This window comes from Enterococcus sp. AZ071, from assembly GCF_050499065.1.
GTDB lineage: Bacteria > Bacillota > Bacilli > Lactobacillales > Enterococcaceae > Enterococcus_A > Enterococcus_A ferrettii.
This window is the reverse complement of the sequence record NZ_JBIPAS010000001.1, coordinates 2,694,765-2,720,169: the sequence shown is the minus strand read 5'-3', so window position 1 is coordinate 2,720,169 and position 25,405 is coordinate 2,694,765. Positions and strand designations below refer to the sequence as shown.

General features: G+C 38.3%; 27 protein-coding genes. 21 read left to right on the top strand and 6 right to left on the bottom strand.

The window, feature by feature from the left end; genetic code table 11:
• The first annotated feature begins 21 nt into the window (after window positions 1-21).
• The 5 genes from IGI49_RS13485 to IGI49_RS13465 all read left to right on the top strand — a co-directional run bounded on the left by IGI49_RS13485 (window position 22) and on the right by IGI49_RS13465 (window position 4,945).
• Window positions 22-1,086, top strand: a complete 1,065-nt coding sequence (locus IGI49_RS13485; RefSeq protein ID WP_429964910.1) for a DUF916 and DUF3324 domain-containing protein — start codon at window positions 22-24, stop codon at window positions 1,084-1,086.
• Entirely contained in the window at window positions 1,083-1,424 is a 342-nt protein-coding gene (locus IGI49_RS13480) for a hypothetical protein (protein WP_429964909.1), read from the top strand. The genes IGI49_RS13485 and IGI49_RS13480 overlap by 4 nt, the downstream gene beginning before the upstream one ends.
• Window positions 1,414-3,906 carry a WxL domain-containing protein gene (locus tag IGI49_RS13475; protein WP_429964908.1) on the top strand — a complete coding sequence of 831 codons (2,493 nt, stop codon included), beginning with the start codon at window positions 1,414-1,416 and terminating at the stop codon, window positions 3,904-3,906. Before IGI49_RS13480 ends, IGI49_RS13475 begins: the two co-directional genes overlap by 11 nt.
• A gap of 21 nt (window positions 3,907-3,927) precedes the next feature.
• Entirely contained in the window at window positions 3,928-4,143 is a 216-nt protein-coding gene (locus tag IGI49_RS13470) for a hypothetical protein (RefSeq protein WP_429964907.1), read from the top strand.
• A gap of 85 nt (window positions 4,144-4,228) precedes the next feature.
• Window positions 4,229-4,945, top strand: coding sequence for a winged helix-turn-helix domain-containing protein (locus tag IGI49_RS13465; protein WP_429964906.1), 717 nt, complete (start codon window positions 4,229-4,231; stop codon window positions 4,943-4,945).
• Between the two features lie 247 nt (window positions 4,946-5,192).
• Here the strand turns inward: IGI49_RS13465 and IGI49_RS13460 are convergent, their stop codons facing one another.
• From IGI49_RS13460 to IGI49_RS13435, 6 genes are all read right to left on the bottom strand, one after another.
• Window positions 5,193-5,273, bottom strand: a complete 81-nt coding sequence (locus tag IGI49_RS13460) for a putative holin-like toxin (protein WP_242704509.1) — start codon at window positions 5,271-5,273, stop codon at window positions 5,193-5,195.
• Window positions 5,274-5,398: 125 nt separating this feature from the next.
• Window positions 5,399-6,076 (bottom strand): DUF2922 domain-containing protein, encoded by a 678-nt coding sequence (locus IGI49_RS13455; RefSeq protein WP_429964905.1) that lies wholly within the window; start codon window positions 6,074-6,076, stop codon window positions 5,399-5,401.
• A 46-nt stretch (window positions 6,077-6,122) separates the two neighbouring features.
• Entirely contained in the window at window positions 6,123-6,506 is a 384-nt protein-coding gene (locus IGI49_RS13450) for a hypothetical protein (protein WP_429964904.1), read from the bottom strand.
• A 20-nt stretch (window positions 6,507-6,526) separates the two neighbouring features.
• A complete protein-coding gene (locus IGI49_RS13445) occupies window positions 6,527-6,733 on the bottom strand; it encodes a hypothetical protein (protein ID WP_429964903.1) in 207 nt (68 codons plus the stop codon).
• 407 nt (window positions 6,734-7,140) lie between these two features.
• Entirely contained in the window at window positions 7,141-7,863 is a 723-nt protein-coding gene (locus IGI49_RS13440; protein ID WP_429964902.1) for a hypothetical protein, read from the bottom strand.
• Window positions 7,864-7,908: 45 nt separating this feature from the next.
• Window positions 7,909-8,232 carry a hypothetical protein gene (locus IGI49_RS13435; RefSeq protein ID WP_429964901.1) on the bottom strand — a complete coding sequence of 108 codons (324 nt, stop codon included), beginning with the start codon at window positions 8,230-8,232 and terminating at the stop codon, window positions 7,909-7,911.
• 787 nt (window positions 8,233-9,019) lie between these two features.
• Between IGI49_RS13435 and IGI49_RS13430 the strand changes: the two genes are divergently transcribed.
• The 16 genes from IGI49_RS13430 to IGI49_RS13355 all read left to right on the top strand — a co-directional run bounded on the left by IGI49_RS13430 (window position 9,020) and on the right by IGI49_RS13355 (window position 25,380).
• Window positions 9,020-10,126: a tyrosine-type recombinase/integrase gene (locus tag IGI49_RS13430; protein ID WP_429964900.1), complete on the top strand. Its 1,107-nt coding sequence runs from the start codon at window positions 9,020-9,022 to the stop codon at window positions 10,124-10,126.
• Between the two features lie 383 nt (window positions 10,127-10,509).
• Window positions 10,510-11,196: a WxL domain-containing protein gene (locus IGI49_RS13425; RefSeq protein WP_429964899.1), complete on the top strand. Its 687-nt coding sequence runs from the start codon at window positions 10,510-10,512 to the stop codon at window positions 11,194-11,196.
• Window positions 11,197-11,262: 66 nt separating this feature from the next.
• Complete coding sequence (locus IGI49_RS13420) at window positions 11,263-12,312, top strand: DUF916 and DUF3324 domain-containing protein (protein WP_429964898.1); 1,050 nt, start codon at window positions 11,263-11,265, stop codon at window positions 12,310-12,312.
• A 5-nt stretch (window positions 12,313-12,317) separates the two neighbouring features.
• Window positions 12,318-12,719, top strand: a complete 402-nt coding sequence (locus tag IGI49_RS13415; protein WP_429964897.1) for an LPXTG cell wall anchor domain-containing protein — start codon at window positions 12,318-12,320, stop codon at window positions 12,717-12,719.
• Window positions 12,712-15,495 carry a WxL domain-containing protein gene (locus IGI49_RS13410; RefSeq protein ID WP_429964896.1) on the top strand — a complete coding sequence of 928 codons (2,784 nt, stop codon included), beginning with the start codon at window positions 12,712-12,714 and terminating at the stop codon, window positions 15,493-15,495. Before IGI49_RS13415 ends, IGI49_RS13410 begins: the two co-directional genes overlap by 8 nt.
• A gap of 18 nt (window positions 15,496-15,513) precedes the next feature.
• Window positions 15,514-15,741: a hypothetical protein gene (locus IGI49_RS13405; RefSeq protein ID WP_207703731.1), complete on the top strand. Its 228-nt coding sequence runs from the start codon at window positions 15,514-15,516 to the stop codon at window positions 15,739-15,741.
• A 60-nt stretch (window positions 15,742-15,801) separates the two neighbouring features.
• Window positions 15,802-16,518, top strand: a complete 717-nt coding sequence (locus IGI49_RS13400) for a helix-turn-helix domain-containing protein (protein WP_429964895.1) — start codon at window positions 15,802-15,804, stop codon at window positions 16,516-16,518.
• Between the two features lie 323 nt (window positions 16,519-16,841).
• On the top strand, window positions 16,842-19,379 hold the full coding sequence (locus IGI49_RS13395; protein ID WP_429964894.1) for a sigma 54-interacting transcriptional regulator: 2,538 nt from the start codon (window positions 16,842-16,844) through the stop codon (window positions 19,377-19,379).
• A 150-nt stretch (window positions 19,380-19,529) separates the two neighbouring features.
• Window positions 19,530-20,048, top strand: coding sequence for a PTS sugar transporter subunit IIB (locus tag IGI49_RS13390; RefSeq protein WP_429964893.1), 519 nt, complete (start codon window positions 19,530-19,532; stop codon window positions 20,046-20,048).
• Window positions 20,049-20,059: 11 nt separating this feature from the next.
• Window positions 20,060-21,205: a galactonate dehydratase gene (gene dgoD / locus IGI49_RS13385; RefSeq protein WP_429964892.1), complete on the top strand. Its 1,146-nt coding sequence runs from the start codon at window positions 20,060-20,062 to the stop codon at window positions 21,203-21,205.
• Window positions 21,206-21,229: 24 nt separating this feature from the next.
• Complete coding sequence (locus tag IGI49_RS13380) at window positions 21,230-22,012, top strand: PTS mannose/fructose/sorbose/N-acetylgalactosamine transporter subunit IIC (protein ID WP_429964891.1); 783 nt, start codon at window positions 21,230-21,232, stop codon at window positions 22,010-22,012.
• Between the two features lie 7 nt (window positions 22,013-22,019).
• Entirely contained in the window at window positions 22,020-22,889 is an 870-nt protein-coding gene (locus IGI49_RS13375) for a PTS system mannose/fructose/sorbose family transporter subunit IID (RefSeq protein WP_429965008.1), read from the top strand.
• A gap of 18 nt (window positions 22,890-22,907) precedes the next feature.
• Complete coding sequence (locus IGI49_RS13370) at window positions 22,908-23,405, top strand: PTS system mannose/fructose/N-acetylgalactosamine-transporter subunit IIB (RefSeq protein WP_429964890.1); 498 nt, start codon at window positions 22,908-22,910, stop codon at window positions 23,403-23,405.
• A 4-nt stretch (window positions 23,406-23,409) separates the two neighbouring features.
• Window positions 23,410-23,823, top strand: a complete 414-nt coding sequence (locus tag IGI49_RS13365; protein WP_429964889.1) for a PTS sugar transporter subunit IIA — start codon at window positions 23,410-23,412, stop codon at window positions 23,821-23,823.
• 31 nt (window positions 23,824-23,854) lie between these two features.
• On the top strand, window positions 23,855-24,280 hold the full coding sequence (locus IGI49_RS13360) for a PTS sugar transporter subunit IIA (RefSeq protein WP_429964888.1): 426 nt from the start codon (window positions 23,855-23,857) through the stop codon (window positions 24,278-24,280).
• 29 nt (window positions 24,281-24,309) lie between these two features.
• Window positions 24,310-25,380 (top strand): mannonate dehydratase, encoded by a 1,071-nt coding sequence (locus tag IGI49_RS13355; protein WP_429964887.1) that lies wholly within the window; start codon window positions 24,310-24,312, stop codon window positions 25,378-25,380.
• Window positions 25,381-25,405 lie beyond the last annotated feature (25 nt).

The following is a 25,405-nucleotide window of genomic DNA, read 5'->3' as shown; positions in this document are numbered from 1 at the left end:
CATCTTTTGTAAGGAGCCCCTATGAGAGCAACTAGATGTAAACGACTATTTACCTTTTTTTTAATACTAGAGTCCTTATTTTTCTCAACAATCTCTTTCGCAACGGAAGATAGAGATGTTTCAGAAACAGAGAAAAGAGCCGGTTTTACTGTTCAGCCTGTGTTACCAGAAAATCAAATTAATTCTGAAGTCAGTTACTTTCATTTACCTATTCAGCGGGGAGAAAACCAAGTCGTATCCGTGAAATTAATGAATAATACTGACAAAGAGGAGCGATACCGTGTGCAAGTCGTTCCTGCAGCAACGAATAAAAATGGAATGATCACATATAATGAAATTGATAAATCGGTGGATTCAAGTATGGAAATATCGATTAAAGAAATAGTAAAACCTAAAGAGAGTGAAATAACTGTGCCCGCTTACGGTACAGTCGAGGCAGCTTTAGAAATTGTGCCACCTGCTGAAAAATTTTCTGGAATCCTTCTTGGGGGTATTTATATCACACCGCCATCAAAAGAAAATACTGATAAATCACAAGGTGTATCTGTTACAAATACTTACGGCTATTCAATTGGTATAGTACTAACGGAAGATCTCGCGACCCCTATTTTTGGAGAGACTGATTTACACTTATTAGATGTTTCTCCTGAGATTGATTACGGAAGTAAAATAGTCGAAGCTGTCATTCAGAACCCTTACCCAGAAGCAATGGAGCAATTAACAGTAGAAGGAAGGATCGTTCAAAAAGGGAAAGATAAAACGATTATAAACAATACTTTAAAAGATGTACGGATAGCTCCCAATTCGGTATTTCCTTTTCAACTTGATTGGGGAATGAATCAGGTTACACCTGGAGACTATACGTTCAAAGGAGCTATAAAAGGAAAAGATAAGGATTGGACGTTTGAAAAGAATTTTACAATCAGTGGAAAAACAGCTGAAAAAATGAACAAACAAACTACATTCAAGATTTTCATTCCTGATTGGTGGCTCTCAGCTTTCTATTTGATAGGTGTATTAACCTGTGTCGTTCTTCTATTATTAATTCTTCGGATAATACAAAGAAGAAAGGAGAAGAAAAAATGACAAAGAAACTGTTTGCATTGTCAGTAATCTGTATGATAATTTTTGTGCAGAATAGCACTGTAGAAGCCTCCAGCTTTGAAGAAGAGACTTCTGTTGGTGTTAGTTTCATCAAGGAGAAAGAAGTACTTCCAACTACTATTGATCAAGAAGCCATAAAAAAAATAGATAAGCAAAGTATCAAAACTCCTGTTTATTCTGGAACAACTACCAGTGGAAAAGTGCTTCCAAAAACGAATGAAATTATTGGGCAAGGGCTTAAGATGCTGGGGGCCAGTTTACTATTTATTACCGTACTTATCCATTCTTTCAATCGTAGGAGGGAAAACTATGTACAGTAAAACAAAAACAATAGTGTGCTTACTAATTACACTTTGTATCAGTGTAGGAGGTTTAGTTTTCACAACAGTAGAAGCGTATGCAGATTATACTGTAAATGGAAACTATTACGGCACAATTTATCCTAGACCTATACAATTCGAGTTTGTAGATCAAAATGGGAATGATTTTTCAGAGAATCTCACACTCAGTGTGCCGGTAACAATTTTAAAGAGGAATGAAAAAATTGATACTGTGAATGATTCTATAATGGCTACTTATCCAGGACCTAGTACGGTGTCAAAAATAGGTGGCACCAATAAATTTGTATACGGAAACTCATTGTCAAATTATTTTTTTAGGCTGTATGCAAATGTGTATATATACACTCCTCCTAGGATTGGGTTTACGGATGAAGAATGGGAAACATTATTGTATGGACCAACAAGTATCCAAATTACTTCACCCGTTTCTTATGTAAAGGAATGGCGTTTAGAAGCTCCCCTGGGCTCAGGGTTACCTGAGAAAAACACTGTACAATATAATCTGAATGGCACTTTAGGGACTCATGTTCTGTCAACTAATATCAATCAAAGCACGTCATCACCCAATATCTTTGTAAAAAACAGTGATGATACCTTCGCAATTACTAGTGGAGTAGACATTCTAAACACTTATGCTTCACATCGCGCCGATCCAACTACTGCCACGCTGATAAAAAATATTTGTACGACGGGCGGCTCATCTAGTGTTCTTAGATACTATGCCTATTATCAACAAATCAAAGAAGTATTTGAAAATACTTCCGGTGGACAAATCACACCGCCTACAGGCTATATACAAGAGAAGTTGACAGATATTACGTCGGATCCTTTTACTTATACTATGCCGAATGGCAGCTCTTTACCACAAAGCTATGTTAACGACGGAAAGTTATATACTTACAAAGGTTGGTACAAAGGAGCTGGAAATCAACCTGCGATAAATACAAGTTACCCGCCAGCAATTACCATTAATGCCGAAATGGATGAGGAAAAGGATGAAATTCATATTGTTTACGACGAACAAAATTTATACCAAGTAGTCGAAGAATACATCGATACAAACGGTTCATCAATTGAAGCTGCTTGGAATATGACTACAGATGTCGGGAGTGGTGATACATTCACCGCTGCACCAGATTCTACCAAAACGGATAGTAATAATGTGGTATGGGAATACCAAGGATGGAAACTAAGCTCAGAATTGATGGATGAAGTTAGAACTACTCCCGTTTCTCAAGTGATCTCATCTGATACTAATCTGCAATATGTCTATAGTAAAAAGCAACATACGAAAACTGAAAAATACGTAGATGAGGCCGATGGGAATACGCTAATTTCTCTTAATCTGAACCCTGCCACTGGAACGGTAGACGACAACGAGGTATTCACAGCTGCACCCGATGAAACGATTGTGGACAGCACTGGTAAAGGATGGGCTTATGTAGGATGGGAGAATAGTACTCATGACCCTGGAGTAGTCAAAACTGGACCGGTATCCATTACTAATGTTAAAGAAAATATAGAGGTAAAGTATCACTACAGACAACAAGATACGACAGCAGCGATGAATTTGACGCCGGGATCTCAAATCGTACAAACGGGTGACACAGTTTATTGGACATCCAAGATTACAAACACAGGTACTTCACAGCTGAACAATATCGTATTGAAATCAACAAATAATTGGTCAAGTAATTTATCAGGACCAACGAGTATTACTGTCACATCACCAGGAGGCTCTGTCCAGTCGTTTACAGGAAACTTAGTCACCGGTATTCCACTATCCAACATAGCTGTACCTGCTGGTGGAAGCAACAATTATGTGGAAGTAACATTTTCTAATACCGTAACAGGAGGCTCTGCAAATCAAGTCTTACCAGCTGAAATTGACCTGTCAGCTAATATACCTTCAGCTATTCAAGCAGATAGTTTTGTACGTGTGGATGATATTAACGAACCCAATTTGAAACCAACAGGAAACTCAGGTTTTATTAATTTACCGGATTTTCGATTTGGAACGGTTTCAATTAGTCCTTTTGCTGAGAAGCACAATCTAGATGCTTCTCAGTATTCAGGTGGGTATAATCCGTATATTCGCTTCAAAAGTTTAGAAAATCTAGCTAGCTCAAGTGAAGTTTCAGTTAAAATTAGTCAATTTCAAAATAATACAGGTACTGAAGTTCTTCCAGTATCCACAACCATTATGTTAAAAAATGGAGCCCAAAAGAAAATTCAAAATTACAACAAGCCTAACGAAAACCTTGCGATGATGGATACGATCGCTACAAGGTCAATTGATACTTCAAATACAGATGTTTTTGTTTCATCTGCAAACAATCCAGGAATCTTTCAACTAGACTATAATCTTATGGACGTTGAATTACAAATACCCGGAAATGCTGGAAAGAAAGATGTCTCATATGAAGCCGTGATGGATTGGACTTTAACTATCGCACCGTAAAATAAGTTAAGGAGGTGCTCTATGTATGAGTATGTATGGTTAACATCTGGAATTAGCGGCATTATGCTATTTCTGTTTTTGTTTTTTCTAATTAAGGACCTAGCTTTTCATGAAAAAATGAGCAAAAAGAAGTGGTACTATCTTTTGCCAAATTGGTTACTGTTTATATTGACTCTTGGTTGGGGAGCCTTATCCATTCTTCTATACCTCAATATTCAAACACAACTCGGAGGGTAATTTCAATGGATGGTTATCTTAGTCAAAAAGGAGGCTGTCACAGGAGTGACTTGATTCATGTTTATGTTAATAAAAGGAGAATGATATGCAACCAATTTTAATACTGACTAAAAATCTAATTGTTGAACAGCCCCTGCAAAATGATTTGCAGCAGCTAGGGTATGAAGTCTTTTGTACGAAAGAACTGTTAAATAAAATAAGAATAAGTGTGAATGCACCTTACTTATTTCAACCGTATCCTATCATCATATTGAGTGGAACGCTATCTAATTTTGAAATTAAAGAATTTATCCAATTTCTGAATAATGAGAATCAAATTGTTCTAAGAAAGTTTCTACAAACACCTACTCTTGAGGAAGAAAATCAATTGGAAGAACTAGGAATAAATGATTGGTTTGATGCGGATCAGTCTCTAGATAGTTTACGTGAGAAATTAGGCACACATTTAAATCAACTGATGATCAATAGCAAATTGCGCGGGGAAAATTATCAGGAGTGCGGAATAGCAGAACGGCTTGAATCATTTGACAAACAACTAACCAAAAAAGAGCGGGCTCTTTTTAATCATCTCATGAAATCAAAGAATAATATTCTGTCACGTGCAGAATTATGCTCATATCTATGGCAAGATAAGCCGAACAATTCTCATTTATCCCAGCTTTCTTTAATAGTTCAACATATTAAAAGAAAATTACGAGATTGTGGTATCAATGATATCCGGATTGAAACTTCTTGGGGAAAAGGATATCAATTACATTCCACCTTCGAATATGCCCAGATAATCGAAATTCGAGAGCAGTAGACAGGAGTAGGGGCTTTCTGCATGGGAAGCCTCTTTTTTGAAACTTTAGTTACAGTCGACTACGACCAATCAGACTACTAGCTCTATTTATTCAATTATCAAAGGTTGCATTCCACCAGCATACCGGCAGAAAAAAGCTAAATTTCATCCTCACTTATGTAACAGCTGCTACTCAGATAAAAGGTGCCGCGCGCTGGCACCTCGATTAAGCACCGTTTAAGACGGTGACTGTGAGTAGAGCTTGGTACTATTTTTTGTTGTGTCGATCAAGGGTAATGATCAAGGTCGCAAAGGCAATTGCCAATGTCAACGCCTGATACACAGTCATGGCGGAAGTTCCTTTCCTAGGATGAACATGTCAGCATCACTCCTTTCTTAGAGTTCAGCCACCGCCATAAACACTGCTAAGTCATGCATCACCTCCTTTGTGACACTCAAGGTTAGGTGAGGGACTTAGCGTTTTTTCTTTTTCCCTTTTTTCTTCTTGGCTTCATGAAAGGCTCGGACTCGGTCTACTTGTGCCTTTCGCGAATTCATAGGCTTTTGGACTGTGGGACTATCGACTGATGGTGACGTTGATTCATTGGTTAGAGCTTCTAACTGCTGTGCTGAGTTGCTTGGTACAATACCAGTACTCTTGGCTTTTTCAACGACAGCTGCTAATGACTCAGAATTTGATACAGGAACAGTTAACGATGCTGCAGTTTCGGCAGGCTTCTGCTCGATTGATTTAACAGTTTCTACGGCTGCTATAGTTTTTGGTGCAACGATTTCTTCTGGAAGTACTTGTACTGCAATTTCTTTTTCTTCATTAACGACTGGTTTTACAGAAACTTGGGTTGCTTCTTCAGCTACAATATGAGCTGAAAAGATATTGCTTGGATCAGTAATATAAGCTTCTGGTGTTGGCTTCGATAGATCAAATATTGGTGTTTCGATGGTTTCCACGAATTTCGCAGAAACGACCTTAGTAAATTGGCGGATTCCGTCTTTCTGAAATAGATTTAACGTAGTGATGGTGTCTAAGGCTGTTTTAATTTCCTCTGGACTCTTCGTTGGATCTGGATCATTGTAGCCCCAGCGATGGGTTCTTCCTGCGGCATTTTCAAATACGGCGGCTAGTTTGAACATAGTTTTTTCTCTCCTTTAATTTTGTTTATCTTTATATAGTAGTTTTTCAGGAACTTTCTAAAGTATCCTGTTCATTTCCTTCAACAGTTGACGGGACGACTTCCATTAATTCTGTAGTGACATGTGCAGGTGGAAAACACCGAGCTGACAAGATCTCCCACTCATTCTCTTCAAAATATTCTCTAAAAAAATAAAAGTAACGGCGCAAGGCACGAGTAATCCGATTGTTGGCAAAGAGATGCTTAACTAAATCCTGCAGGAATAATTCAAAATCGGATTCGCCTAACATATGGCGAACTTTCATGGCTAACAACAGTTGAATCGTCACAGAACTATCTTGGGTTTCTTGATAATAGTGGCTGATTTGTTCCTCTAATTTAGTGTGTTTTAAATGAAACAGTTGGTATTGAGTGAAAGGCTGTTCAGTCATAGGTGGTTTCCTCCTTTGGTTTATTTAGTAACTCGTGTTTGATTAGTAACAATGATGCTGTCTAGGCTGCTGCCATCTCCTGCTAAGTCAGCCATAACTTCGCCTAACTTTGTAATGTCTGATTCTGCTGGGTTTGTGACGATGTTGCTGAAGTTCACTTTCTTTTGTTTGTCTTCACCTGCTTGTTCGATTTGTACTTGTAATTTGGTGCCTAACTGTTGGATCATTTGGGTTCCTCCTATGAGATATTTTTTTTGTTCCGGCCGGTGACTAAACAATAAATCAAAGGAATAAAAAAACAAAAGGAGACTTTTACAAAATATCAGAGACTTTTGCACGATTTTTTTGAAGACTATTGATTTGATCGTAAAGTATAATTTACTAAAAGCAAAAATCTAGAAGGATTTGCAAAAGTCTTGTGAAAGTAACGAATAGGAAGAAATACTGCTATGATAAGGATTATTGGCTAAAAAGGCTTCTGATGAAAATTGGTGTACGGTTTAAAAATAACTATATCGAAAATTCTGGGAATATAATAAAGGCAATTTCTCCAAAAAGATCGCTGCAGATCCTTAGTTAAAAACAAGAATCTGCAGCGATCTTTTTAATTAATAGTAGACTGTTTCGTTTTAAGCTAATACAGCCGAGCCTCTATATCTGGACAATCCGCTAGTTGTTGATACCAAAGTAAATGCTCCTCCAATTTGTAATGATTGAAAAACATGCCAGGACTCATGTGCCAGCGTTGAAGCAGGTCTTGGGTGTTTAGCAGCTGTCCAACTGGTGTAGCAGGAAGAGAAACGTAATCCAGTGGACAACCATCTGATTTTAAACTGGAGGCATAGTCTTGCCGATAAGTCGCCAAAGAATAGACAGCCTTGCCGGCTAAGTTGATTAATGAACGTTTGGAAATCGGCAGCTCCAGAGTCAACCCGTGGGTAAGGGTCACAGAGCAGATCCCTGCCTCCTCTCGAACGCAATCAATAGCTAAAGGATTGAACCAGCTAGATTCTTCGGGTTTAACAACTGGGAACAAAGCAAAATGCTGATTCACGATGGGTACCTTTAATAATGGTAACGCCTTCAACGATTGGCAGGTTCGCCGCATCAGGTGATAATCCATTAAGCGATGGGTTTTAAAGAATGTATTGATGGTTTCCAAGGGATTTTCCTTGGATAAAAAAGGCAGGTTTTCTCGTATAACAAGCGACCCTTTTCGATTAGGGATAGGGCACACTAAGGTAATTTCTCCAATAGTAAAATAATTAAAGGCCGGCGCAGTTTCCAACAAATACTTCCAATCCTCCGACATATTCTCACTTAATATTTTTCCCTCAAACACTCGTTTCTTACTCATGACAATCACTCCGATCAACAGGTATGTAGTGCGTTGTTTCAAAATCTAAGCTGTTACTGAACAGGGGGAGGGTGGCACAAAGTTGTTTGTGATGAAAGACAAGAGCGAACGGTAGCTATCCAATACTTGGGTACTGCTCAAATTCTTTCTTAGTGAAATACAGTATACTAACCAATTGTTTAATGGGGGTGATTCACTTGTAGTAATAGGAACATCCGATAATTCTCCAACCAATAATCTAAACCTTCCACTTAACTTTTGAGAATGAACTATTACTGATTGATTCAATAATTTTTGACAATCGGCAGTAATTTTTCCCTTTCCGACTATTTTTTGTTCAAACCGTAGACTATTTTGACTTTTATTCATACGAAACCTCCAATTCCTTTTGTTGAAACCGATTATAGACTACTGAAAAAGCCTTGTATACGGCAAAAAAGTTTAATAACAGTAGAAAATTTTGCAAATTCCAGAACGAAATTCCGATTTTTTGCGTATAAGGAAGTTTAGGAAAAAGAAGATATGAGTTAATCGACATTCGTTATTCAAAAAATGATTAAGTGCTGATATAATAATAATTTGGATATTTCATTAGTTATTGTAATAAAACTGAAAATTTTGAGAATCAAGCAAATGAAATAACGCTTTTTTTTCTGATTTTTTTCATTCTAAATTGATGTAGTGCAACTATCGCTATTAAAAGAAGTTGAACAATTTTACTATTTGAAAGTTTTTAAAAGAAGAAAAGTAGGTGTTTGAGTGGAAAAAGCGTGAGGAGGTAAGAAACAGCAACCTCGGGAAGAGCATTTTTTCTTCGGAAGTAACGAAGTCAAATTTAGTTATTTTGATTAACTTATTACTATGTCTCTACTGAATTAGTTTTGAATAAAGTTCCTGTTTGACATAAAAATACGACTTCTAGATGATACTATAGTGGAATAATAAACAAAAGGTCGTATGCAAAACTTACTTTTCGTTAATATTGTAAAATATTAGAATGTAAAAAGCAATAGTTAATTTTGCGAAAGTTTAAAAATGATTTTTTCAGCGAAAATATTACAACGAAATGATGTAAAGATGTTTTTGAAAACAGTAAACATGTTTCCTTGCGCCGTCATCATTAATCGTCAAAGCTTAAGTATATGGAGGTTATTTTATGTGTAGAAGAGGCGAAAATATCTATCATCGAAAAGATGAACGTTGGGAGGGAAGATATCATAAAGGACGCAAAGCCAACGGCCGACTTCTGTATGGCTATGTGTATGGCAAAACTCTCGAAGAAGTCCAAGAAAAACTGCGTCCTTTGAAAAAGAATGCAGAACTTACGCTGAAGTTTTATGGGAAGAGTGTGGTTACTTTCAATGAATGGAGCATCCAATGGCTCAATGAATTACAGGCCACGCTGAAACCAGCCACGTACGCCAGCTACTTGCACAAACTAAAAAAGTACTTGTGGAAGCCATTGGGAGAGTTGCCAATGTACCAACTGGATGCCAAAGCAATTCGTTCAGCCGTAGACTCCTGGAAGGTGGAAGGCTTGGCATGTAGTAGCATCAAGGTCTTTTTCCGCTTATTGAATCAAGCAATGGCCTATGCAATCAAGCAGGGCATGATTGAAAGGAATCCCTGTGAGTCAGTGGATTTACCAAAAGCCATCAAAGAAAGAGTCCGTGCATTATCGTTAAGTGAACAAAGAAAACTGGAGAAAGTAGTGGAAACAGACTGCGATCCTCGGTCAAAGACTGTCAGCTTAGCCTTAAGAACCGGGATGCGGATTGGGGAGATTGCGGCATTGAAATGGGATGCGGTTGATTTGGAACGGCGACTAATCTATGTCAATCAAACCTATCAACGGATCTGTTATGGCAATGGGAAAAAATCGGAGCTGCAGTTGGGACCACCTAAGAGTCAGACATCCCAACGTGTGATTCCAATGTCTGATAAAGTCTGTAGTTTGCTGGAAAACTTAAAGACAAACACAACAGCTGACTTTGTTTTTACAACAAAAGGCAAGCCTTGCGAGCCGCGTTTGTTAACTAAACATTTTCATCGCATCCTGAAAAAAGCCAAGCTGATCGGCATTCATTTCCACCAGCTGCGCCATACTTTTGCGACTCGTTGCTTAGAAGCAGAAGAGAAAATCTTTCCCGTCAGTCGCCTACTGGGCCATTATTCAGTCCAGTTGACCAGTGACATTTACTATGACTCCCAATTAGGAGAACGTATCGATGTCGTTACGTCGATGGACAAACTAGTAGGATAAGAAAACCTTTTCAAAAAATGCTGTTTGAGCTCCTTACCCCTCCCTTTTTTTTGCTTTTTTCAAGTAAGCGATTTCTAAATGCGAACACTCAATCCGACCAGTTTCCACAGGGATTTCTCTCATTTTAGTTTTATTCCACTCATTCTAACTGCTCCTTCATGTTATTTAAAGATAAATATAAAATTTTTTCGCCGTCAGAGAAAATCGTCAGCAGAAATGACCACGGATAGAGCGGTGTTTTCAAGACGGATCGTATTTTTATGTCAAACAGGAACTAAAATGCACCACCTTCTATTATAGCATTCATGAATTATCTTATTCAGATATCAATGGAAAGTACCATTTGATATAAATTTTATTTAAAAAAAAGGAGAGAAATGGTTATGAAAAAGAAATTAGTAACAGGTTTATTAGTTAGCGCGAGTGTATTGGGTGTTTGTGTTTTAGGTGGTGTAAGTTCTTACGCAGCAGAGACTGAGGTAGGGATTGGATTTGGTACTCATACGGATCCAGGTGAAACGGGCGACTTAAAAATTCGTTGGGTACCCACTGAGTTAGATTTTGGTACAAGTAACGTAGTAAACCAAACAACTAATGTAGATTTTCTGGAACAAGATGAAGCAAAATTAAACTTAAAGAAATATGCGGTAGTCGAAGATACACGTGATCATACGGGGGCAGACGTTGAGTGGAAATTAACTGCTGGTGTATCTGATTTAGTTAGTACAACTTCGGCAACAACCAAACTAACCGGTGCGGTATTAAAATTCGATACGGACAAGCATGATTATTCCGGTACGATTGATCCAGGCTTAGCTTCAGGGGGAATCGCAGCAGCTACCGCAGGCCATACCGCAACCATAGCACCGAACTATACCATCAATGCAGATACATCTGCAACAGCTATCAAAGTGATGGAAGATGGAGACATTGCTAGCAGTGTGACTTCCTTTGAAGGAAATACCGCGATGGAAATGAAAAATATGAAATTAAGTGTCCCAGCAAATGTTGCCAAAAAAACACATCAATACAAAGGCAAAATGACTTGGACCTTGACTAACGCGATTTAAATGAAAGAAAAAAGAGGAGCAGGAGGGCGTCTCCTCTCCCCTTTTTTGTTGGAGGAGGACGCTAGCATGAGGCAAATGAAGACCATCAAACTTATTTTTGTAGGCTGTATCCTAATTATGGGAAGTTTTTTATTTTCTTCTGTCAGCTATGCTGAAGAGGAGCCCCAAGGTGGTGCGGGGTATACCGTGGAAAGTATTATTCCCGAGAATCAGGTGGATAAGAACTATACCTTTTTCTATTTAAAGACAATACCGGAACAATCACAAACCATTGAGGTGAAAGTAACCAGTACCCAAAAAGATCCGGTCACAGTAACAGTAGCAGTTCACGATGCGGTAAGCAGTTCCATTGGCGAGATTGACTATGCTCAACCAAAACCCAAGCTTGATAAAAGTTTAACCAATCCCATCACCAGCTTTGTCAAAGTCAAAGACGGTGTCAAAAAAGTTACGGTCGCAAACTTTGAAGAAAAAATTGTGGGCTTTGAAATCACGCCACCAAAGGAAGCGTATCCAGGAGTGAAATTGGGATCAATCCGCTTCCTGCGAGAAGCTGAAGAAAGCGATACGAAGCAAACCGGGCTGGTACCAGAGTTTGCCAGAGTGATTGCCGTGATGTTAACTGAGGACGAGGAAGACTTTGATCATGGGGCCGAACTGCATTTAAAAAAGGTGGACTTAACCCTGTTCAATGGACGGAAAATTATTGCCGCCAACATCCAAAACGATCAGCCAAAGGTTCTACAAGAAATGACCATTAAAGGGAAGGTAACTCGCAAAGGTGAGAAGGAAGTCCTAGTAGAACAGGAACAAAGCAACTTTGCTGTTGCGCCGAATTCCAACTTTGATTTTCAGTTGCCTTTAGGTATCGAACGATTCACGCCAGGTACCTATATCTTTACTGGTGAAGCCACTGGTGATGATCGAACCTGGAAATGGAATGAAGAATTCACGGTTGGTAAAAAACAGGCCGATAATATCAATGATGAGACTGTCTTTAAAGTCAATGTGCCTGCTTGGGTACCAGGGACCGCAGCCGGTTTATTGGTAGCACTGATTGGTCTAATTGCCTACCTTGTGCGTCGTCAGCACCAATGGTTTGAAGGGAGAAAGTGAGGAATGTGAAAAGGAAAAAATTACTCTTACTGGTAACCATTTCCTGTGTGTGTTTCCCCACCTCAGTATTTGGTGAAGAAATGCAAACGAAAGAAACGGGTATCGGGATCGGCTTTCGTGATGAACAACCTGCACCAAATCCAGATCCGACACCTGTACCAATACCTGATGATCCAATGCCCTATGCCCCAGCACCGATCGATAATGTGCTGCCGATAGCCTTAGGGCAAACTAGGTATCAAGCTCAAGCCAAGCAACTACCAGCAACCAGTCAGGGAACCCTGCCGAAAACCGGAGAACAACAGCAAGTGGTGTTTCTAAGAGTCCTTGGACTGGCATGTATTGCCAGCTGCTTTTGGCTGTTTCTCTTTACTCGTCTGAGAGAGGAGGAGCAAGAGAATGGCTAAACAGCGACAAAAGTTTCGCTCTATTTTCTGTGCTCTACTGGTTACGGTTCAACTGGTTTCTGCTTCTCCGGTGATTGCAGAAACCATTCAGGATGTGCCAGTCGGTGAACCCACGATCTCTTCAAAGGTCGAAGATCCGTTGAAGGAGTATAAAGAAAATGCTCAAAACTATGCCCCAGTGGTGGAGAGTATGGGTTCCCAGGATGTCCCAGAAAAAACAAGTGAATCAGAAACTCCCCCAGAAGAAGGAAGCGATAAAGCAGATGAATCCCCAATACCTGCTAGTGATTCAAGTGGAGAACAATCGAAGATAACCAATCAACGAATTGAACCCAGAGGTGGAATTGTGCCCTTTGCTGAAACACCCTTAGTAGAAGGCGTGCCAGGTGACCCGTTTCCTTATGATATTGATAAGGATTTTGCGAATGTAATTCGGATGTATACTTATGCAGCACCCAATCCTTTGACGGTTGAATTTATGGGGAATTTGAAGACCATGACTTTTTTGAGCTATAAGAATCTCACAAGTCTTAAGGGAATTGAATATGCGACAAATTTGACGAACCTGTCTGTTAATAGTAATGAGCTAACTGAATTGGATTTAAGCAGCAATACAGCATTAAAATTTTTAGAATGTTCATATAACCAGTTAAGTGATTTGAACCTAACTGGAGTAAACTCCTTGCAGACCTTAATGTGTAATTACAATCAATTAAGCGAACTAGATGTTAGTAGTAAGTCAGAATTGGTGTTTTTAGAATGTGCTAGAAATGAGATAAGTAATTTAAACGTAAGTGCAGCAAGTTTATTGAAGACTTTTTATTGTCAAAATAATAAGCTAAGTGAATTGGACGTTAGCAACAAAACGGCCTTAACGGATTTTCATTGTTCAGATAACCAGATAAGTAATTTGAACATGACGGGCACAAACTCCTTGCAGAAATTATCCTGTGCAAGTAACCAGCTAAAAGAATTAGATCTTAGTAATAAGTTAGCGTTGACGTATATAACCTGTGGATACAATGCACTAAGCAATTTAGATGTAAGTGCAGCAAGTTTGTTGTTTACTTTAATGTGTGAGAATAATAAGCTAAGTGAATTGGACGTCAGCAGCAATCCAGCCTTGGTGAATTTAAATTGTCAATATAATCAATTAAACAATTTGAACCTAACTGGAGCAAATGCTTTGGGGAGATTAGTCTGTTCTAGTAATAAGCTAACTGAATTAGATGCTAGTAGTAATTCAGCATTGATGAATTTAGAATGTAGAGAAAATCTGCTAAGTAATTTAAATGTAAGTGGCGCAAGCTTATTAAAGGCTATATTATGTGATAATAATAAGCTAACCGAATTGGATTTAAGTAGCAATACATCCCTAACAATCTTACACTGTATGAACAATCAGTTAAGCGAGTTGGGTGTGAGCAACAATACGGCATTAGTGGATTTATTGTGCTTTAACAATCGCATTAGTGATATTAGGTCTGCCAATGGATTAACGGCTTTAAAATATCTTGATGCATCTAATCAAAAACTGACTGTTCCTGTCCCCCCAGTATCTTCGAGCGGTGATGCGACAGTAGATATCTTAAAAACAACTGCCCAAACAGGTTTAACTTCTACTAATCGAACGATTGTTCCAGCGCCAACAAGCATTCTTCCCAATGCCAGTAATGGAGATTTAATCGAGCTGACAGGAGTAACCAGATATTCATTAAGTGAAAAGTCGCTTAATTTTGACTATGCTCCCACTGCACTACAAGAAGGTGCAGGTAGCTATAATAGAAAGATGTTTTCAGGGATTATCACATTCGGTACTGTCAGTGAACTAAAAAATGAGCTACAAGTTAGCCCGAGCAAGGTCAAAAACGGGGAAGAACTGACTTGGACCTGGACGATTACAAGTTTGACTCAGAAAAAGGCGGAAGATATTAAGGCGACCTTTACCTTACCTAATTATGTAACTGGAGATATTTCAGATATTGTAGTTACGAAAGGGCTTAGTAGTGTCTCTGGGGATATGAACCACCTTAACGGCACTACGAATCTAGGTGATTTGGAGCAGGGTGAATCGATAGTGATTACGTTTAAGTCTATAGGCAGAGGTACTGCAGAAGAATGGGTGGAAGCGATTGGACGAGTAGACTGGTCAGATGATACACCGTCTAGTCCAGGTTTTAATGAAGCGAAGCAGAGCTATAAAATTCTGGATGATGAACAACAGGATTTAACAAAGGATAATGATGACATGGGTATACTGTCTGCACCACTACGTTTCTATTTTGGCATACAAAGCGTTTCTTCTAGTATAGCAACTCACCACTTAAACGCTCAAAACTATCAAACCAATACCAATGTTGTCACAGATGGTTTTTACACGCGTATTAAGGATGATAAAGTGGTTTCAACTGGCTGGAAGTTAACTGCGAGTCTTTCTGATTTTAAGGATTCGGTTGGTCGTGCGATGCCAAATGGAACAGGTACGTCTTTAAAGCTGCAGAATATGTTTATTCAAAAGGTCACTGATCGTGATACACCACAGGAAGCGATTGATCCGTCACCATCTGGAACGCCAACAACGGTTCAGACTAATGAGACCTTGATTACTGGTCAAACGGCGAAGACGTTGGTTTCAGCCCAAGTTGGTGAAGGACAGGGAACTTGGCAGCTGCGGATGCCGTTTGATGATATTTCGTTGATCTTGCCTGCTGGTGCTGGGAAGGGGAGTAGAGAGTACACGGCCAAGCTGACTTGGTCATTAGATAACACCCCGTAGTGTGAAAGGAGAATGTACATGACCATTCCAATGTGGTTGGGAGTTTTTGGTTTTCTGGCAATTGCTGGGCTGGTGAGTTTTTTGATCTTTTTTATCAAAGACAGCCGGTTGCGGATGGAATATGAAAAGAAATCAACCATTTTGTTAGTGGATTGCGGCTTGTTGTTTGTGATGTTGCTGGCAATTGGTGCGGTTATCTTCTTGTATCTTGATTGGCAGGCACAGTTAAACTACTTTTTATCTTGAGAGTGCGAGGGGAGGGGCTCTCCCCTTGCTTTCAAGTGAAGAATGAAAGGAAGTGAGCCAATGTGCCCACTCTTAATTTTAACCAAGAACTTATTAATAGAACAACAGATGCAGGAGCAGCTGCAATACTTGAACTATGAAGTTTTCTGCTCTGTAAAATTAGTAAAGAAACTAAAAACTAGTGTGAACCGCCTGCAGATGATTCATAGTTATCAGGCGATTATCTTTAGTGAGACCTTATCTGATGAAGAGGTTCGCAAGCTGCTGGTATTTATTGGCAATGAAGGCCAGCTTTTGATTCGCAAGTTTGGTCATTTACCTTCTGTGGAAGAGAAGGCCGCTTTATCTAAGTTGGGAATGGACACTTGGATTTACGCCGATCAATCCGCGGATCTGTTGCGGGAGCATTTGGCTGAGAATTTAGAAAGAGGACAAAAGAAGGAAAGCAAGAATGTGGTTTTTCTTTATCAAAAGGAAGACTCTCCTCGAACCCTAGAAGAATTCAAAGCTAGTCTAACCAAGAAGGAATGTAAGACGTTTGAATGTTTACTTGCCAGTGATGGCGGAATGATTTCTCGTGAAGAGATGTGCCAATACCTCTGGGGAGGTGCATCGAACAATTCACGGATGACTCAAATGTCTGTATTAATGAAACGCTTGAAGGAGAAGCTGTATAAGGCTGGTTTCCGAGAAGAATTAATAGAGACAGTGTGGGGCTACGGCTACAAGCTATCCCCTAAGCTTTTACAATTTTATGCACAGGAAGTAGTGGAATGACTTTTCTTAGGAGAGGTCATTTTTTTGCGATAGAAGGATAAAATATATTTATTGAAAAAAATCGATAAGTTTGAGAACGGTTTCGATAGGCACGGATTTTTTTTGTAAATATTTGTTAGTAATGAAAACTTGACTACCTAACTACCTTTTTAACTTGGAAAGTAGTTGGGTATTTTCTTTTCTTCTGTAAAATCACTAGCAGGCTTCGAAGGAACTCGAATAACTGAAGTTTGTGAATAGCTCTACTAGCAAACGAATTTCAATGTTAAAATGATATTAAGTAAGAATGAGGAAATTCGGTGAAATAGTAGGGGGAGAATGTCATGAAGGTTTCTAGGATTAATCGAGTCGAAGCTGAATTAGATTATTTAACCGAACAAGCAATGAAAGACATAGATTTTGAAAATGAAGTAACAGCAGAAAAATTGGCAAAAGATTTGAATCTATCTAGAGATAATGTCAGTCGGGATCTGAACTCCCTTGTTAGGGAGAAAAAAGCAGTTAAGAAAAAGGGGAAGCCTGTTCTATTTTTTTCATCAAAGGTATTGGAAAGAGAGCTCTCGATAAAGATTTCTACTTATGTGGTAGACAGTTTTGATGAATTATATAAGAAGGATAAAGAGAGTCATTCAAGTGATCATTTTTCATTAATTGGTTCAGAAGGTAGTCTTAAAGACCTGATAGAAATAGCTCAATCAGCTATGGTATATCCACCTCATGGGCTGCCGACCTTAATTAAAGGTGAGACCGGGGTTGGTAAGTCACTATTTGTAGAAGCTATGTATAATTTTGGACAAACGGAAGGCATTCTTTCGAAAGATTCTCCCTTAATCATCTTTAACTGTGCGGATTATGCGGATAATCCACAGCTGCTGATGTCCCAGCTGTTTGGGCACGTTAAGGGTTCCTATACAGGGGCGGAAGTTGAAAAGAGTGGATTAGTAGAAAAAGCAGAAAACGGGATTCTATTTCTAGATGAAATTCACAGATTGCCTAAAGAAGGACAAGAGATGTTGTTTCTTCTTATGGATAAAGGCGTATATAGAAAAATGGGAGATTCCAACAGATATCAAGAATCAAACATTTTGATTATTGGTGCAACTACGGAGAATGATGACTCTTTGCTCCCGACCTTTTTGAGAAGAATTCCGCTAACAATAGAGTTGCCACCTTTGAAGAGTAGAAAGCTTTCCGAAAGATTGGAATTGATCAATCATATTTTTGATTTAGAAAGCAGGCGGTTGAAAAAGAGTGTAGTCGTACAAAAAGAAGTGATCAAAGCTCTTTTGACCTATGAGTGCAAAGGCAACATCGGACAATTAAAAAGTGATATTCAAGTGATTTGTGCTAAAGCTTTCTATAAGTCAATGCAGCTTGGTTCTGAGTGTGTTTCTGTAAAGGTATCGTATTTGGCATCATTCATCTATGAAAGCTTATTTGACATGAATAATCGAAAAGAGATAGATGATCTATTGGGTTTTTTTAGTGTGAATGAATTTAAATTCCCTCAGAATATTGGAAATGAGAATGTTCTAGAACTCAGCAAAGACGAGTTTGATTCTGAGGCACTCTATGAAAAGGTAACGTCTTTATGGAATGAATGGTCATCCTCTGATTTGGGAATAGAAGAAATGAACAAAGAATTGAATTCTGTATTGGAAAATTATACGTACAACAAGACTATGGAAGTTAGCATGATTGTACAGAATCAAATTTTGGATAATCAAATAGTAGGCAAATTGAGAAGCATTTTAAAGAAATATTTTTTGACAATGAATTCAAAAGAAATAGAAAAAAGTTGTCGAATAATAGCGATACATTTGCAGCATGTTATTAACCATCATCAGGAAAGATCTAGAAATGAGATAAGCTTTGATTTAGAAATGAAAGAGTCTTTTGCCTCCTTTGAAAATAGAGGAGAGGTAGAGATTCAGGCAGCAAGAGAGATATTAGATTCGTTATCATCGGCTTATTCAGTACCTTTCACTTACATGGATTTTCTATATATTGTTAATTATTTATCGATTATCCAGAGAAAGAAGCAAGATAAAGTTGGGCTTATCGTGATTATGCACGGAAAGTCTACAGCTTCGAGCATGGCTGAATTTGCGAATCGTTTGTTAGAGATTGATTTTATTAAATCAGTGGATATGGATTTGCATGATCAAATGCAGCATGTTTTGCAACAAACCATTGATAAAGTAAAAGAGGTTGATGAAGGCAAGGGAGTCGTCATTTTAGCAGATATGGGGTCAATTTTAAATTTTGAAAAGAAAATAAGAAAAGAGACCAATGTGGAGGTTTATACCGTTGATTTGGTAAGCACGCCAATTTTATTGGAGCTAGCGGTGAAATCTCATGGACACAACATGGATGCAGAAGAATTGTTCCACTATGCAGAAAAACTAAAAATTCAGTACTATCGAAACAAAGAAAAAGATACCAGCATTCAAAAGGATCACCTTAGTTATTTTGATAAAGTTCTTGTGAGGAATATTGATAACTCATTAATGTTTCTTAGTGCAATTAAAGCGTACGAGGTATTAAAACCGATCTTAAGCAAACTCAGTATAAGGTATAACTTTGTGTTGGATGACGACATTTTAGTCAAATTTATGTTCCATGGCGCAAGTATGCTAGAGAGGTGTTTAACTGAAGATTATCTGCCCTATAAAAATTATCAACGCCAATTTGACTTATACCCCAATTTTTCGAAAGAGTTAAAAAAAGAGTTCTTCAAAGTTGAACAACATTTTGGTATAAAGATCCCAGAGGAAGAAATAGCTTCTATATTAGATATTTTTATTGTACAGTCAGATGGTCAATTAGAAAAACACACATTTAACACACGTGATAAATAGCCCGACATTTTATTTTAAATGTGTGTTGATAAAAAAAGAGACAGGATAGAAAGGTAGATGAGACACTGTTTCATCTGCCTTTCTTTTTTTTGGCACGGTAATTGCTCTATTTAGGATGAAGGGTAGTGCCATAGCTGAAAGGAGGAAAAAATGAGTAATAGCGATTTTGCTTCAGTAGGAACGGTTAGATGTGATGACAGACTGATTCATGGCCAGATTATTTATAAATGGCTCAAGTTTCTAAATTTGTCAGAAATTACAATCGTATCAGACATCGTTACACAAAGCATTGATAGTCAGCGATTGATTTTACTTTCCATTCCTAAGGGAGTCAAAGTTAATTTTTGTTTAGTCAATGATTTTGTTAAGAACGTGAAAAACGAACAGTATAACAACAGCTTAGTTTTAGTTGAAAATATCAATGTTTGCTGGCAAATCACAAGTTTAGGGGTAGTAATAAAAGAATTAATCGTTGGTAGAATTCCTTCGGCAGTAGGTAGATCAAAAGTAGCAAATAATGTTTTCTTAGATGCGAATGACTTGAATAAGATCATAGAAATCATTGAAAAAGGCAGCCATGTAATTATACAAGATGTTCCAGACAGAGAAATTATTGATGTAGAAAAAGAGATTATGTGTATCAAAGAAATAATAAACCGAGACAATTAGGAGGAAATTAAGTGAAGATTACAGATGTGACCGTTTATACAGTAAAACCGAGATGGGTTTTCTTGAAATTATCAACTGATGCAGGTATCGATGGCTGGGGGGAAGTTGTTTCAGGAGCTAAGACTGAAACAGTTGTAGCGGGTGTTTATGAACTGGGGAAAAGAATCATTGGAAGAGACCCCTTCGAGATCGAACGACTATTTCAAGAACTTCATCGATCGTTTTATCGCGGCGGTCCTGTAAATGGCACGGTAATTTCTGGTCTCGAAATTGCTATGTGGGATATCAAAGGGAAGGCCTTGAACGTTCCAGTGTACGAGCTCTTAGGGGGAGCTGCAAAGGATCGTATTAAAGTATATTCCTGGATTGGCGGGGATCGCCCAGAGGATGTCGCGAAGCAGGCAAAAGAACGTTTGGATAAAGGATTTACTGCAATTAAAATGAATGCGACCGGTGAATTGCATTACATCGACTCCTATAAACGGATTAAAGAAGTTGTGGAACGTGTAGCATCGATTCGAGAAGTTTGTGGGGATGAAATGGAAATTGGCATCGATTTTCACGGCCGTGTCCATAAAGGCTTTGCTAAAGGTCTGGCTAAGGCATTGGAACCGTATCATCCGATGTTCCTAGAAGAAGTGGTGCTTCCAGAGAATGAAGAAGCATTTGATGATATTGCTCAGCATACTACAACGCCTTTAGCAACAGGTGAACGCTTGTATACCCGTTGGCAATATAAAAATCTGTTCAAGCAAGGTGCTGTAGATATTATTCAGCCAGACGTTATTTTATGTGGTGGTATTCTCGAAATGAGAAAAATTATTGCAATGGCTGAAGCCTACGACATGGCCGCTGCTCCTCACGCTCCCTATGGACCAGTCGCATTGGCTGCCACACTTCAAGTGGATGTTTGTAGTCCGAATGTATTTATTCAGGAGCAAAGTCTTGGAATTCATTACAATCGTGGATTTGACTTATTAGATTTTGTGAAGAATAAGGAAATGTTTGAGTACAAAGATAGCTTTGTTGAAATTCCCAAACTGCCAGGCTTAGGAATTATCATGGATGAGGAGAAAGTGAAGGAAGTTGCTGAGGAAGGACTTCAATGGTCCAACCCATCGTGGAAAACCTATGATGGATCAATTTCGGAATGGTAATACAAAATTGGGAGGTAAATAAATATGGGTGTTAGTAGTTTACAAGCAATAATTATTGCTGTATGGGTAGGATTAGTAATGTCGAGATCTCTTTTTGGTGCAGCTACACTAAGCCTTAGGTTCTCACCAATGATGACAGGATTAATAGTTGGTATTGTATTTGGAGATGTACCTTCTGCGTTAAAGATTACGGCAGCAATTCAATTGATCTATATGGGTGTCTTCGCTCCGGGAGGCCAGATGCCGACAGAACCCTGTATTGCTGCAGCAATCGCTGTGCCAGTAGCATTGTTAAGTAACTTGGAACCAGAAGCAGCAATTGCAATTGCAGTTCCAGTGGGGCTTTTAGGTGGATACTTATACCAATTTAGAATTTTCTTGAATTCATTTTTGAATCGCTACACCGATAGAGGAGTAGAGAGAGTAAGTGAGAGTGAAATAACCCGAGGTGCAATTATCTTCCCTATCACCGTTTCGATGTTGTTGTTTGTTCCGTTCATGTTTATCACGTTGAAATTCGGGGCACCAGTTATAGCTAATTTTGTGCAGGCTAACTCAAGTACCATGATTTTCCACATTCTAAGTGTAATTGGCGGTGGATTAGTCGCAATTGGTATTGCTACAACCGTTTATGTTATTGGTAAGAAAACTTATTTACCATTTTTCTTAGCGGGCTATTTCTTAGCTGTTGTAACGAAGGATGTCGGATTAACGATGTTAACATTTGCAATTATCGGAACGATTATGGCTGCTGTCTGCCTTATAATTAAAAATGAAGCAATCTCAGAATCGGAAGGAGATGCCTAGTATGGAAATGAATAAAACAACTGAAAATCCGACAAAGCAAGCGTATGAAGTAACAAAAAAGGATGTCAGGCTTGCGTGGTTTAGATGGTACTTTTCAAATGCGATTTCTCATTCTTTTGATCGATATTTAGGACCAGCATTATTATGGGCATTGTTGCCTATGCTGAAAAAAATCTATCCAGATGAGGAGGAGAGACGGGCTGCTTATGAACGGCATGCCATGTTCTATAATACCCAAGTTTCTTGGGGTGGAGGTACGATCTTAGGTATCGTCGCTTCTATTGAAAATAAAAGAGCCCAAGATGTTGCTGAGGGGAAAGATAAAGAGGAAATAAATGAGTTAAGTGAATTGATTCTAAATACTAAAACCGGGCTAATGGGTGCATTGGCTGGTGTCGGAGATTCCATTGACTCAGGAACAATTCTTTATATTTTTATTGCTATTTGTTTACCTTGGGCACAAAAAGGAATGTTCATTGGAGCATTACTTCCATGCTTGTTGATGGCGTCTTATCAAGCGATTAGCGGACTCTATTTTTCTTATCTAGGTTTCAATCTTGGCCGATCTGCGGCAGCCGAAATTGTTGGAAGCCGTAAAATGAAAGGTATCATTGAGGGTCTATCCATGTTAGGTTTATTCATGATGGGCGTACTTGGTGCAAGTTACGTAAAAGTAGAATCACTCCTGAAATTTACTATTTCTGGAAAAGAATTCGTACTTCAAGATATTTTTAACCAAATTTTACCAGGGATGTTACCTCTTGTAGTTATTGGAGCGGTATATCTCTATTTCATAAAAAAAGATATGCAAGTAACGAAAGCATTACTCGGGTTGACTATTATTTTAGGTCTTTTAGCAGCCATTGGATTGTTATAAAAGGAAAGGTGATACAGTATGGGTAAAGTAGTCTTAGCACGAGTGGATGAACGATTGATCCACGGCCAAGTAATGACACAATTGTCGAAAAAATCAGGAGCAAATGCCATATTCGTAGTAGACGATCAAACGATGAACGATGACTTCCTGAAACAAATTTTTTTAAGTTCTGGAACAAGAACAGGATTGAAAATCAAAATCTTCAGCGAGGACAGTTTAATAACCTACTGGAAGGAAACTAATTTTGAGAAATTTAATGTAATCCTGTTAGCTAGAACGATTGAAACTTTTTATAAGCTTATTCAAGCAGGCGTTGTAATTCCTTCACTCAATTTGGGGGCTGTTTCAAAGAAGAGTGATACGGTTTCGGTTATCAAGACGGTTTCTATTACTCATGATCAGTTTGGATTATTGAAGGAATTAGCGGAAAAGCATCAGGTTGAAAGCTATTTTCAAGCAATTCCTTCCACAAAACGTGTATCGATGAAAGATGCTGAAAAAGCAATGAAAGGATAATTTTATGATATCTGTACTAGTAGTGACTCATGATGGGTTCGGAAACGGCATAAAGAAAACTGTAGAGGCTATCTTAGGTCCCCAAGAGCAATTCGATATTAAGGAATTCGATGAGACTCAAAGTGTGGAATCCTTTAGTGAAGAAATAGAAAGTATAATCAATGCCATGTATACCGATTTAGGGATGATGATATTTGTTGACTTATTGGGGGCTACACCAGCAAATGTTACAGCATCACTCTTGTCTAAAGATTTGGTCAAACATAAAAAGCTCTCTATCATTACTGGTGTTAACATTCCAACATTATTTGAGTCACTACTAGGCAGAGAATCAGAGGATGATTTATCTTTACTCACAGAGAATGCTATCTCAAAAGGAAAAGAGGGCATTTTGAACATGGTGGACTTGTTACGATAAAAAAGTTTTAGAATTAGGAGAGGTGAATCGCTTGATTGGTGTTTTAATTGTAAGTCATAGCAACTTGTCCAAAGGGTTACGAGATAGTGTTGAGATGATTATGGGAGAAAACGATAAATTTGATGTATTAGGATTTTATGAAGATGAGAGTTTTGAAACATTAAAAAAAGATTTCTATCAAAAGGTTGTGGATTTAGATTCTGGTGAGGGAGTTTTGGTTTTCGTAGATTTGCTTGGGGCAACACCTTATAACGTTGCTGCAATGTGCTTTAAAGAATTGCAAAGTGAAAATCACAACATCAGAGTTGTCTCAGGTGTAAATCTGGCAATGGTTATTGAATCTTTAGGTGCTCGTTCACAAGCCGATTGCACGCTAGACTTTATTTATCAGAATGCGATTGATAGCGGAGTTGAGAATATTAAGGAAATGACGAATGTCGTTAATACCGGATACTAGATCGAAAAAGATAAGGAAGGTGTTCAATAATGAAGTGGGGATTCCGATGGTATGGAGAAAATGATGATTCAATTCCATTAAAGAATATTAAGCAGATTGCAGGGATGAATGGAATCATTGGTACCTTACTAAGCAAGATGCCAGGAGATGTCTGGGAAATTTCAGAAATACAAGCTTTAAAGGATTCGATCGAAAAAGAAAATTTAGAGCTGCTAGGTATTGAAAGTGTGGCGATCCATGATTCAATTAAAGCAGGGACAGCTGAACGGGATCATTACATCGAAAATTATATTCAAACAATTAAAAATTTATCAACATGTGAGGTCAAACTCATTTGTTATAGTTTTAAGCCGATTTTTGGCTGGGCGAAGACAGAGCTTTCTCATGAAAATGCCGATGGAAGTTTTTCGATGTTATACGATCAATCTGTTATAAAAAACATGGTTCCTCAAGATATGTATACTCTAATTCACAGTCAGTCAAGAGGCTTTCGATTGCCTGGTTGGGAAAAAGACCGTCTTGATAAATTCAATAATTTGGAAAAATTATATGAAGGGCTAACAGAGGAAGGTCTATATGAAAATCTCAAATACTTTTTATTGAAAATCATCCCTGTTTGCGAAGAAATGGATGTAAAGATGGCCATTCATCCTGATGATCCACCATGGAAGCTTTTTGATTACCCACGAATCACCAAAAATTTAGTTGATTTGAAGAGAATTATAGAGAGTGTGGATTCGCCATACAATGGTATCACTTTCTGTACAGGTTCTTTGGGAGCTTCGCCTTCGAATGATTTAATTGATATGATTGATAAAATTGGCCATCGAATTAATTTTGTTCATTTTAGAAATGTTGAGTATCTAGAGGAAGGCAAATTTAGAGAATGTGCTCATTTGAGTTCTGATGGCTCTTTGGACATGTATAAAATCATGGAAGCGCTTGTTGAGAAAGGCTTCAATGGCCCTATACGTCCAGACCACGGGAGAACTGTTTGGGGAGAAGTATCCATGCCAGGTTATGGATTATATGATCGCGCTATGGGTCATTCATATGCGCTGGGACTATATGAAGCAATCACGAAAAGCCAGCAGAGCTAAACTAAAATTTAAAAGCAGAAAGTGA

Excerpts from the sequence above, each read along its gene's own strand:
- IGI49_RS13485 (WP_429964910.1), top strand. The coding sequence starts at position 22 with ATGAGAGCAACTAGATGTAAACGACTATTTACCTTTTTTTTAATACTA.
- IGI49_RS13480 (WP_429964909.1), top strand. The coding sequence starts at position 1,083 with ATGACAAAGAAACTGTTTGCATTGTCAGTAATCTGTATGATAATTTTT.
- IGI49_RS13475 (WP_429964908.1), top strand. The coding sequence starts at position 1,414 with ATGTACAGTAAAACAAAAACAATAGTGTGCTTACTAATTACACTTTGT.
- IGI49_RS13470 (WP_429964907.1), top strand. The coding sequence starts at position 3,928 with ATGTATGAGTATGTATGGTTAACATCTGGAATTAGCGGCATTATGCTA.
- IGI49_RS13465 (WP_429964906.1), top strand. The coding sequence starts at position 4,229 with ATGCAACCAATTTTAATACTGACTAAAAATCTAATTGTTGAACAGCCC.
- IGI49_RS13460 (WP_242704509.1), bottom strand. The coding sequence starts at position 5,273 with ATGACTGTGTATCAGGCGTTGACATTGGCAATTGCCTTTGCGACCTTG.
- IGI49_RS13455 (WP_429964905.1), bottom strand. The coding sequence starts at position 6,076 with ATGTTCAAACTAGCCGCCGTATTTGAAAATGCCGCAGGAAGAACCCAT.
- IGI49_RS13450 (WP_429964904.1), bottom strand. The coding sequence starts at position 6,506 with ATGACTGAACAGCCTTTCACTCAATACCAACTGTTTCATTTAAAACAC.
- IGI49_RS13445 (WP_429964903.1), bottom strand. The coding sequence starts at position 6,733 with ATGATCCAACAGTTAGGCACCAAATTACAAGTACAAATCGAACAAGCA.
- IGI49_RS13440 (WP_429964902.1), bottom strand. The coding sequence starts at position 7,863 with ATGAGTAAGAAACGAGTGTTTGAGGGAAAAATATTAAGTGAGAATATG.
- IGI49_RS13435 (WP_429964901.1), bottom strand. The coding sequence starts at position 8,232 with ATGAATAAAAGTCAAAATAGTCTACGGTTTGAACAAAAAATAGTCGGA.
- IGI49_RS13430 (WP_429964900.1), top strand. The coding sequence starts at position 9,020 with ATGTGTAGAAGAGGCGAAAATATCTATCATCGAAAAGATGAACGTTGG.
- IGI49_RS13425 (WP_429964899.1), top strand. The coding sequence starts at position 10,510 with ATGAAAAAGAAATTAGTAACAGGTTTATTAGTTAGCGCGAGTGTATTG.
- IGI49_RS13420 (WP_429964898.1), top strand. The coding sequence starts at position 11,263 with ATGAGGCAAATGAAGACCATCAAACTTATTTTTGTAGGCTGTATCCTA.
- IGI49_RS13410 (WP_429964896.1), top strand. The coding sequence starts at position 12,712 with ATGGCTAAACAGCGACAAAAGTTTCGCTCTATTTTCTGTGCTCTACTG.
- IGI49_RS13405 (WP_207703731.1), top strand. The coding sequence starts at position 15,514 with ATGACCATTCCAATGTGGTTGGGAGTTTTTGGTTTTCTGGCAATTGCT.
- IGI49_RS13400 (WP_429964895.1), top strand. The coding sequence starts at position 15,802 with ATGTGCCCACTCTTAATTTTAACCAAGAACTTATTAATAGAACAACAG.
- IGI49_RS13395 (WP_429964894.1), top strand. The coding sequence starts at position 16,842 with ATGAAGGTTTCTAGGATTAATCGAGTCGAAGCTGAATTAGATTATTTA.
- IGI49_RS13390 (WP_429964893.1), top strand. The coding sequence starts at position 19,530 with ATGAGTAATAGCGATTTTGCTTCAGTAGGAACGGTTAGATGTGATGAC.
- IGI49_RS13380 (WP_429964891.1), top strand. The coding sequence starts at position 21,230 with ATGGGTGTTAGTAGTTTACAAGCAATAATTATTGCTGTATGGGTAGGA.
- IGI49_RS13375 (WP_429965008.1), top strand. The coding sequence starts at position 22,020 with ATGAATAAAACAACTGAAAATCCGACAAAGCAAGCGTATGAAGTAACA.
- IGI49_RS13370 (WP_429964890.1), top strand. The coding sequence starts at position 22,908 with ATGGGTAAAGTAGTCTTAGCACGAGTGGATGAACGATTGATCCACGGC.
- IGI49_RS13365 (WP_429964889.1), top strand. The coding sequence starts at position 23,410 with ATGATATCTGTACTAGTAGTGACTCATGATGGGTTCGGAAACGGCATA.
- IGI49_RS13355 (WP_429964887.1), top strand. The coding sequence starts at position 24,310 with ATGAAGTGGGGATTCCGATGGTATGGAGAAAATGATGATTCAATTCCA.